Source organism: Thiocystis minor, from assembly GCF_016653465.1.
GTDB lineage: Bacteria > Pseudomonadota > Gammaproteobacteria > Chromatiales > Chromatiaceae > Chromatium > Chromatium minus.
The window spans coordinates 1-9,792 of the sequence record NZ_NHSQ01000008.1 but is presented as its reverse complement, the minus strand read 5'-3'; the positions used below and the strand labels follow the sequence as shown (position 1 = coordinate 9,792).

Sequence of the window (9,792 nt, the reverse complement as noted above, 5' to 3'; positions counted from 1 at the left end):
AAGGCGACCCGCGCCGAGCCGGCGCAGCTGGCGATCATCCAGGCGCTGGGCAGCGATCCCAGCCCGGGAGGGATACAGAAAATGATTGTCTGAATCGTCCGGTTTCACAAAATTTCACGAATGTAGTGCCACTGAGCGATTTTTTCCGCTGTAAGCGGATGATCTTAAAAGAGAAATAATCTGAGGCGTTAAACTTGGGCTAATCCGCACCCGGCCTGACGTCACTTGCACGTCCCTCGATCCCCTATCCGAACCCAAACGTACCAGAAACGACAGGGTGCGGGCTACCAAGGCATGAAGCGGTTCATGAATTGCGCGGGGCGGCTGATACTTTGATTCATGACCGCCATGTCGTCGCGCATGGAGGTGGTGGCAAGGGTCATGTTCTGCATCGAGCGATCCATGTTCTGGATGCTGGTCAGCATGGGTTCCAGCGTATTGACATCGCGCGCCATGGAATCGACGCTGACCGACATCGCACGGACATTCCGGCTCATCTGGGCCATGTTGTCGGAGACCGACTGCATATTGCTTGCCATCACCGTCATGTTGGTATCGACGCTGATGGACAGATAATGCACGTCCTTGGCGAGACTGAAAATCAGATAAAAGCCATAGGCCGCCAGAATGATGAAGGCGAACAAGCTCGGATAGACGATGAGTTCCCAGCGCTTGGCGCTGGTCTCGAACGCCTGGGAGAGTCGGTCGATGGCAAATGCATTCAGCCTGGAATCGGTTGCATCGGAATCCATTGCATCCAGATCGGATACCCCTTTCGATAACGGATCGCCCGTTGGGATCTCAGTATTCATGAAGCCGCCTAACTGACGAGATTCGGATAAAGGGCCGCCGCCAGCCCCATGAACTCGCGCGCGGCCTTGCCGCGCGACTCGAGTTCGAAGACCGCCAGTCCCTCGCTGAAGGAGCGGCGAAAGACGGTCCGCTGGGAGAGGCGCGGTTTGATAAAGCGGATTCCAGGCAATGACACCAGGGCGGCGGCGGTTTCGTTGGTCTCCTGAACCGCGTGGTGAGTATCCCCGCGATTGATGAAACCAATGATGTCCGGAGGCGTCTCGCGTTTCACGCTCGCAATCAGTTGGATATAGCGCTGGGTCGACCAAATATCCGCCTGGGAAGGCGGCACCGGCACCACCACTCGATCGCATAATGACAAGGCGAGGCGCATGCTCTCCATGTCCGAGGTGCCGACATCGATCAAGGTCTCGTCCGCGCCCCGCAGGCGATCCTCCGTCAGGACCGCTTTATCGAAGACCCGCAACGAGGGATCGAAGCCCTCCTCCTTGCGCACCCCGACGACGTCGGACAAGGTGGCTTGCGGATCCACGTCCACCAGCATGATCTTGACCTCCGCCATCGCGAGCCAGACCGCGAGATTGAAGGTCAGGGTGCTCTTGCCCGAACCGCCTTTCAGACTGCCGACAATCGTAATCATGACAACGGATCCATCGGAGTGCCAACCCTGGGCGTTTGCGTCCCGTGAGTGTCCAACACGCGCTTATTTCCCCGCTTCCATCGGCGGCATCTCCAGGCGCGTATAACCCGCGGGCACGTTAAAGAGATCGTCCGACTGCGCGCCGATCTGAATCTTGTCGAGCTCGCGCACATGGCCACCAGGAAACTCCTCGCGCACCGAGAGCTTGAGTTCCGGGTCGTACCACTGGAAGGTGCGCATCGGCTGCTGATTGGGGATGACGGTGGTCATTTCCCATTTTTCGACACTGCGCCCGTCGATGGTCTCGGTGCCAAGCATGTGCAGCTCCATGGATTGTCCGTTCGGCATCTGATACTTCAGCGGCAATCCACGCTGAACGTCGAGCCACTGCGCGCCGGTGAGGGTCTGGCCCTCGTGCGTGACGGTCATCTCCCACTTGACCGCGGCGCGACCGGCAACCTCCTCTTCTCCGGCACGGCGACAATTCACCCCTTGCAGGCCCTCGCAGGGATTGGTTTCCGCGGATGGCGCCGGCATGGGCGCCGGAGCGACGTCACCCTCGGGAGCGGAGCGTTCCAGATAGTTTTTCTGATTGGGAAAGAGAATCCACTCGATCCGGCGATTGTGATCGTTGATCCGCACGATGTCGCGTCCTTCCTGCGTCATCTCGATACGAATCCGACCATCGCCAACATACATCCTGCCGGTCGACGGTGGGGCATCCGGCCCGCGGCTGACCATCTCCGCCGAGAACTGAACGCCGGCAATCTCCGCCTGAGCCGTGATCGCCAGGACAGATCCAAGGATCGCCATGACCCGCATGTGTTGCTGAATTTTCATCTGTTCCTCCGCTCGTGATCGATGATCGTGCTGATCGGGTGTTCAATCCCTTCCTGCCGCAAACCTCGGCGGTCCAGCGCGCGGCGTCAAGGTGCATGGCGCGATCACGCGCGATGCCGCCAAACGCTAGCGCTTCGCTGCCCAAGTTCCGAGACCGGGGCCCCCTCGTTGTCGTTGTCGTAATCGAATATTCGCCATGTCGAGATCACGACAACGACAACGACCCGAGGCGGTCCTGGGACTTTCACACAATTGCACTAGCGTTCATACCAGCTATCCGGTTCGACGGACTCGCGACGAACCGGCGCCCTCATGGAGTCGTACAAACCGGGTTGACGACTCGCCCCCGGTCTGGGCTCCAGCGGCCGAAACTCCGGCATTTGTCCCTCGCGTGCCCGTTCAGGCTCCGAGAGCGGCCTGAAGCGATATTGAGCTTCGCTCTCAGGATCTTGCCGATCGCCCTGCCCAGACCAGGAATCGCCACGGAAGCGATAGCGCTGACCGTCGGTTCCCGATGTCTCGCCTGAAAGCCCCCCCCTCCAGTCATCGGGCGCGCCCTCTTGACGAAATCGATACTGGTTGCCCGATTGTCCCCAGGAGTCGGACGGCACGCCGTCATTGCCCGAACGTTCGCCAGGCTCTCCATCGTTGGACCAACCGCGCTCGGCTCGGCCAGCGGCATGGCCGCGATTCCAGTCCACCTCTCGATCCGACCAGGCATTCCAGTCGGATGACGGCGCGTTCCAGACCTGGCGCTCATCGTCTCCCGACCGATGCCAGCTGCGATCGGAGTCCGGCTGAGCGGAGATGCCCCAGACGAGCGACAACCCGGCGATCAGGACTCCGGCCTTTAACAGCTTGCGGTTCATGACATCGCCTTCAATCCTGCTCGGGTCGCGCGCCGGTTCCGTCTGTCGGCAAGGGGCGTATCATCGATTGCCGACAGCGTTCCGCGGGACCACGCGTCGCGCCAATCCGCCACCGAGGAAATCAGGACCGGGATGAGCGCGGTCAACATCGCTCTCTAGCGCTGATCCGGATCCGTGTCATCCTCGATCTTTAGACGAATACCCCGTCGCGGCGATTTTTTCTGGGTCAATGCCGCCGGTGTCGGTTTCGCGTCCGCGTCAGCCCCCTTTCGCGCGGCCACGGCTTTTTTGGCCACGGTCTTCCGGGGAGCCGCGACCTTTTTGCGCGTTGTCTCGTTTGATTTTTCAGCCCGATCCGCTGGCGTCGAGGGCATTGGCGGCGATTCTGTCACGTCCGTCCCGGTCTCCGGTTCGCGCCGGGTTGGAGCAGCGGGCGCCGAGCCGGACGAGGGGCGTGATGGCCGAGCGCCCTTGCCCGACGGCAGACGACTCTTCACCGCCTCGAACAGCAGCAGAAAGATGCCGCGGATGGCATAGAACACCAACACGAACACTTCGATGACCTGACCGAGCAGGCGGCTGGATCGGCCCTCTCGTGTCGGTCCCGTCGAGGCGCCCCGACCGGGCGCGACATCAAGACGACAGGGAAGCATGGCGCCGGGCGGCACGCTGGCGGCGGCCACCTCGCACATATCCTTGCTCGCCGCCACGCAACCGAGCGGAATCACGACCAGGGTCAGGACGGTCGAGACCAGCACCCCGGACAGCAGCGAGATCGCCATCCCCTGGAAAATCGGATCCGTGATGATGACACTCGAACCCGCCACCAGCGCGAACGCCGTGATCAGGATCGGGCGCGTGCGGATCTTGCAGGCCCGGATCATGGCCTCGTCCACCGGCACGCCCTTCTGGATCTCGTGAATCGCGAAATCCACCAGCAGGATCGAGTTGCGCACGATGATGCCGGCCAGCGCGATCCAGCCGATCATGGAGGTCGCCGTGAACTCGCCGCCCATGCCCATCGCGAACATCAGCGAATGGGCCGGGATGATCCCGAGCAGGGTCAGGGGAATCGGTGCCATGATGACCAGCGGAATGCGGAAATTACCGAACTCCCACACCACCAGGATATAGATCAGCACCAGCGCCACGGCAAAGGCCGCGCCCATGTCGCGGAAGGTCTCGTAGGTAACGGTCCACTCGCCGGCCCACTCCCAGGACAGCCGATTGCCGTCCGGCGGCGGACCCAGCCAGAAGAAGGCATCGCCAAAACCGCCCCCCGCGGCGGGCTTGCTGCCATCCGGGGCGATGTAATTCTGTTCGCCCATCAGATCCTGGATCTGAAACATCGCATAGACCGGCGCCGCTAGACGCCCGCCCACATCGGCCACGACATATTCGACCGGACGCAGATCCTTATGGAAAATCAGATCCTCCTCCGCCGTCCGCCGGAACTGTCCAAGCTCGCTCAGCGGGACGGTCTGTCCCTCGCTCGACTGAATCGGCAGATCGCCCAGACGCTGAATCTGCGAACGCTCGGCCAGCGGCACCTGGAGTACGATCTGAATCGGCTCATGGCCGCTCTGCCGCCCGGTCTGCTGCTTGATGTCGCCCATGGGCGCGCCGCCCAGGGACATGGACAGATTGCGGTTGATGGTGTCGACCGAAATCCCGCGCCGCACCGCCTTCTCGGTATCGACATCGAAACGCCAGTAGTCGAAGGCGTCGCGCAGATAGTTATCCACGTCGCGGGCACTCTCGGCCTGTTCGAAGAAGCCGGTGACATCGCGCGCAAACTGTCTGCGTGCCTCCGGTGTCGGTCCATGGATCTCCGCGACGACGGACTGAAGAACCGGCGGCCCCGGCGGCATCTCGACCACCGCGATCCTGGCGCCTGCGCTCTGCGCCAGATTCGCCAGCAGCTCGCGCGCTTCCGTGGCGATTTCATGGCTGGTGCGGTCGCGGTCGTGCTTATCGGTGAGCTGCACCTGCAATTCGCCGTGCCAGGGGTCCGAGCGCAGATAGTAATGCCGGACCATGCCGTTGAAATCGAACGGGCGCGCGGTACCGGCATAGAGCTGAATGGCGATGACCTCGGGCAACGATTGCAGCTTGTCGGCCATGCGGCGGGCCAGATTGGTGGTCACCGGCAACGCCGTGCCTTCCGGCATGTCGATGACGACCGAAAATTCCGGCTTGTTGTCGAGCGGCATCATCTTGACCGCCACCCAATGGAAATAGAAAAACGAGCAGGCGAACAGGAAGGAACCCCAGAGCACCAGACGAAACGTCCGACGCTTCCGGCGATCCTCGATCAGCGGCGTGAGGACGCGGCGGAAAAACCGCTCCATGCGTTCCGCGCCCTTGTGTTCGCGCGTCTCGGCCGCCTTCAGATAGCGCATCGAAGGACGCAGCCAGTTAGAGATCGCCAGATAGGGCGTGAACACGAAGGCAGCGAACAGCGAGATGAACATCGCCACCGAGCCGAGTACCGGGATGGGCGCCATGTAAGGCCCCATCATGCCGCTCACGAACCCCATAGGCAGCAGCGCCGCGATCACGGTGAAGGTCGCCAGAATGGTCGGATTGCCAACCTCGCGCACCGCGTCGACCGCCGTGTCCTCGTCGGTGCTGCCCTCTTCCAGCCAGCGCCGATAGATATTTTCGATGACGACAATGGCATCGTCGACCAGGATGCCGATGGAGAAGATGAGCGCGAACAGGCTGACGCGATCGATGGTGAAATTGCCCACCCAGGCCACGAACACCGTCATGAAGAGCACGACCGGAATCACCAGCATGACGACAATCGCCGGGCGCAGCGCGCGGAACGCCAACAGCACCAGCACCACCACGAAAGAGGTTGCCTTGATCAGCTTGAGAATGAGTTCCGAGACTTTCTGGTCGGCGGATTCGCCATAATTACGGGTGACGCTGACCTCGACATTGTCCGGAATCCGGGAACCCTTGAGTTCCTCCATTCGATCAAGGATGGCTTGCGCCACGGTCACTCCATTGGTGAGTTCCTTCTTCGCGATCGCGATGGTGACGGCCGGTCGCCCATCGGCCCGCGCCTCGCCCTCCGCCGCCGGCCCCGTGTAATAGGCAACCAATTGGGACGCATCCTCGGGTCCCAATTTGACATCGGCCACGTCGCGTAGATAGACGGGCATCCCGTTAAAGGTTCCGACCACCAGCCGACTAATATCCTCGACGCCGGTCAAAAAGGCGCCGGTCGTCACCATGAAATGCGAACCACTGGCCTCGACACCGCCCGCCGTGGTTTCGGCATTGGCGCTTTTCAGCGTCTGGGCCACCTGATCGAGACTGATTTGATACCCGGACAGACGCTCGGGCGAGACATCAATGGTGACCTGCTCCCGGCGCCCGCCGACGATGAAGGCGTTGCCCGTGTTCTTGACCTGCTTGATCGCCTGGAGCATGTCCTGGGCCAGCAGACGCAATTGTCCGTCATCGACATCGGGCGCCCCGTCGCCGTCCAGATCCTTGGACCACAGCGTCAGGGTGACGATGGGCACGTCGTCGATACCCTTGCTCTTGACCAGCGGCGGCATGACCCCCGGCGGGATCTTGTCCATGTTCGAGGACAGCTTGTCGTTCACCTTGACTAGCGACGGCCCCATTTTCTCGCCGACCTCGAACTCGATGGTAACGATGCCCTGACCGCGCTGCGAGGCGGAGTAGACATGCTTGACGCCGGGGATCTCGCTCATGATCCGTTCGAGCGGTTGGGTCGCGAGATTCGCGACCTGCTGCGAGGAGGCGCCCGGATACTGCACCATGATGTCGATCATGGGCACCGAGATCTGCGGATCCTCCTGACGCGGGGTCATGAGCAGACCCAGCATGCCCATCATGAGCATGGCGACATAAAAGAGCGGCGACAGGGGCGAGCGAATGAAAAATTTTGCGGTCCGCCCGGCGATGCCCAAATACTCGTCATCCATATTGAGCGCCGTCGAAGGCGTCGACGGATGCTGGCTGTCGTGTGGCGATTGAGAGGTGTTGTCTTGACTCATATCGAATCCAGGTTATCCAGGCCTTCGCCGCTCGACCGCGGCATGAAATCCAAGGGACGGGCGTGGGTTCCTAACGATCCGCGGAGGAATCCCTGGCCCAACCCGCGGTCACCTGGGGCCCCGGATTGACGAGCACCCGCTCGCCCGCCTTCAGACCGCTCAAGACGGTGATCAAACCGCCGCTCAATTCCTCCCCGACGCGGATCAACCGCAGTTGCGGAGCGCCGCGATCATTGAGGACATAGACCCCTGGCAGACTACCGTTATAGCGGACGGCACTGGCTGGAATCACCGGATTGGCGCGGGTCGGGGCGCTGAGGTCAGGCACCAGCAACTTGGCGTACATGCCCGGCTCGGAGACCCCCTGGGGCAGATCGAATTTGATCTTGATGGTGTGACGCTGCGGATCGGCCATGGGGTAGATCTGCGCGACCCGCACCGGTACCCGTCGATTGGAGGGATCGAGTTCGGCCTGGACCATCTGCCCTTCCCGCAAGCCAGGGCGCAGTCTGGCGGGAATATCGACTTCGACCTGAAGATACTCGACATCGGCGAAGTTCAGCAGCGGCTGACCCGGCTGCACCGTATCGCCCACCTCGACGAATTTTTTGACGATCACCCCGGCGAAAGGCGCGATACTGCGGGCATCGCGGATCTTCGAATCCAGCGCCTGCAACTCCGCCTGCAATCTCAACAAGGCGTTTTGCGCCTCCTGGATCTGGATTCCGGACGAAAACAAGTCAGCGGAACGTTCCGCGCCGCGATCGCGGTCGCCGACGAAACCCTCGACCGGGCGCGTAAACATTTGATCGAACAGATTCGGCAACCCCATGCCGCCAGGCGCATTGCGCGACTGCGGCGAATAGATTTCGCGGCTGTACTGGACGCCGGCGTTGCGCAGTTGAGCATCCGCGCTCGCCATCTGCGCCAGCAGCGCGCGCCGGTTGGCAAGCAGTTCTTCGTCGCCGATAGCCACCAGCAGCTTACTTTCCTCGAAGGAATCTCCCTCGCGGCCGGCGATAAAGGTCACTCGCCCAGGAAGCTGGGCCGCCAGGGTCACCTCTTTATAGGGGACGACGGTGCCGCCCAGCGAGACCGTGGGCGCGCCCTGCGCCTGCTGAACCACGAAGGATTCGCCAACCTCGCCGCCCGCCAGCCTCTGGGCGATCTCGTCAGCCGTGCTCGGGAATGGCAGGACAACGAGGACAAGCAGGTACGCGGCGGAAGCGATCTTCATCTGTATTCCCATCGGATTGCACACCAAACGCTGTTTTTGAGTCGAATGTCCGAGGGCTATTGCCATGTTCGGACCTGAAGTTCGTGACATTGGGTCTTGCCTCAAGACGAGGCTGCGGCGTCCGTCGTTCAGTTCCCTTGCAATCAACGGAATCATATTTTTCGATCACCAAGCACGCCACCCCATGAATTTCCCGTACAGGAGCGCTCACTATAATCGGCACAGTGGCGCAGTATGCCTTCAGCCCTATTCCACATTCAAGCCGCGCCACTCGTTCAGCGGACAGCGCCCATGGTTCAGCGCCAAAAAAACCGAACGAGAGACGAGACCAGGCGGCGAGCGAGTTTCCTGAAGCTCCAATGCTCGGGGTCACTTTGCGCCTGGTTCTCTGTCTATAAGAGGCAAATTCGCCTTAACCGTTGTCTAATCAAGTAAATCCCTATCCGACCTTGGTGGAGACTCACGCTCCAGTCGGCTTCGGCCTCGCAACGCCCAGGCTCGGCGCGGGTCCAATGACCGCAGGCACACTGGCGATTAAGGTAGATGCTTGGTCTGTTGCAGCACTAGGCCGGCCCCGCCGGCGGCCGGTTGGATCAGATCCAACTCATGGCGGACGTTGTGGGCCCGACTCGGATGCGCGTCGGTCAACGCCCGGCCGCAGCCGGCACAACAGGTCGGCGCATGGGCGCGCTCGACATCCACCGGCAACGCTTGGGTGGCGGCTGCACCCCTTCGCCCCCGGGCGCCGCCCCGGTGGGCGCCCGTTGGAGCGGCGACGCGAGGTCGCGGGCGGCTGGCTCGCCTCGACCCCTCGTCGGGGGGCGTCCGCCGGCATGTCCTCGGCTTCGCCAGAGCCCCAATAACGCCCGCGCCTGCTCGAGCGTGAGCGTCTCGAGATAGGCGTCGTCGAATTGTCGCAGGTCGTGGTCGCTCAGATGCGCCATGTGTCAGAAGGACGTCGCGTTGGCAGATAATCGCGGATCAATTGCTCCCGATCTTGCCAGATCGGATTCGGTTTGTCCCCTCAGAATGAGGGGAGACTAACCGACTACTATCCGAGAGGCCTAATAATTCCAAAAGTTGTTCTTTCTCGATCATATAAACAACGCGGCTCGCATAAACCTCCCTCACAGACACTCGCGCAACATTATGATTTATAATACATTATGTACCACTTAAAATCATCCCATTACACACAACTTTCCGTGTCCGGCATCTCCCTGGCATATTTGATCCCGGCGGCGAAGTCCATGATGCGCTGCATGCCCAGCCAGATCGTCTTCAAACCGGGCTCGCCATCGCCCTTGCGCCCGAGAAACCCGCCGAGACGGGCGATGAGGCGCATCACCTCGT

At 61.5% G+C, this 9,792-nt stretch carries 7 protein-coding genes; all 7 read right to left on the bottom strand.

The annotated features are described in order from the left end of the window. Positions 1-284: 284 nt before the first annotated feature. A complete protein-coding gene (locus CCR95_RS00370; protein WP_242522969.1) occupies positions 285-752 on the bottom strand; it encodes a hypothetical protein in 468 nt (155 codons plus the stop codon). Between the two features lie 68 nt (positions 753-820). Beyond that, positions 821-1,453: a ParA family protein gene (locus CCR95_RS00365; RefSeq protein ID WP_201090853.1), complete on the bottom strand. Its 633-nt coding sequence runs from the start codon at positions 1,451-1,453 to the stop codon at positions 821-823. A 63-nt stretch (positions 1,454-1,516) separates the two neighbouring features. Then, positions 1,517-2,293 (bottom strand): hypothetical protein, encoded by a 777-nt coding sequence (locus CCR95_RS00360; RefSeq protein ID WP_201090852.1) that lies wholly within the window; start codon positions 2,291-2,293, stop codon positions 1,517-1,519. A gap of 257 nt (positions 2,294-2,550) precedes the next feature. Further along, on the bottom strand, positions 2,551-3,162 hold the full coding sequence (locus CCR95_RS00355; protein WP_201090851.1) for a hypothetical protein: 612 nt from the start codon (positions 3,160-3,162) through the stop codon (positions 2,551-2,553). Between the two features lie 155 nt (positions 3,163-3,317). Continuing rightward, positions 3,318-7,202: an efflux RND transporter permease subunit gene (locus CCR95_RS00350; RefSeq protein ID WP_201090850.1), complete on the bottom strand. Its 3,885-nt coding sequence runs from the start codon at positions 7,200-7,202 to the stop codon at positions 3,318-3,320. 70 nt (positions 7,203-7,272) lie between these two features. After that, positions 7,273-8,439: an efflux RND transporter periplasmic adaptor subunit gene (locus CCR95_RS00345; protein WP_242522968.1), complete on the bottom strand. Its 1,167-nt coding sequence runs from the start codon at positions 8,437-8,439 to the stop codon at positions 7,273-7,275. A gap of 1,189 nt (positions 8,440-9,628) precedes the next feature. Further along, positions 9,629-9,792: IS4 family transposase (locus CCR95_RS00340; protein ID WP_276570215.1), on the bottom strand; the 164-nt coding region annotated here is incomplete at its 5' end.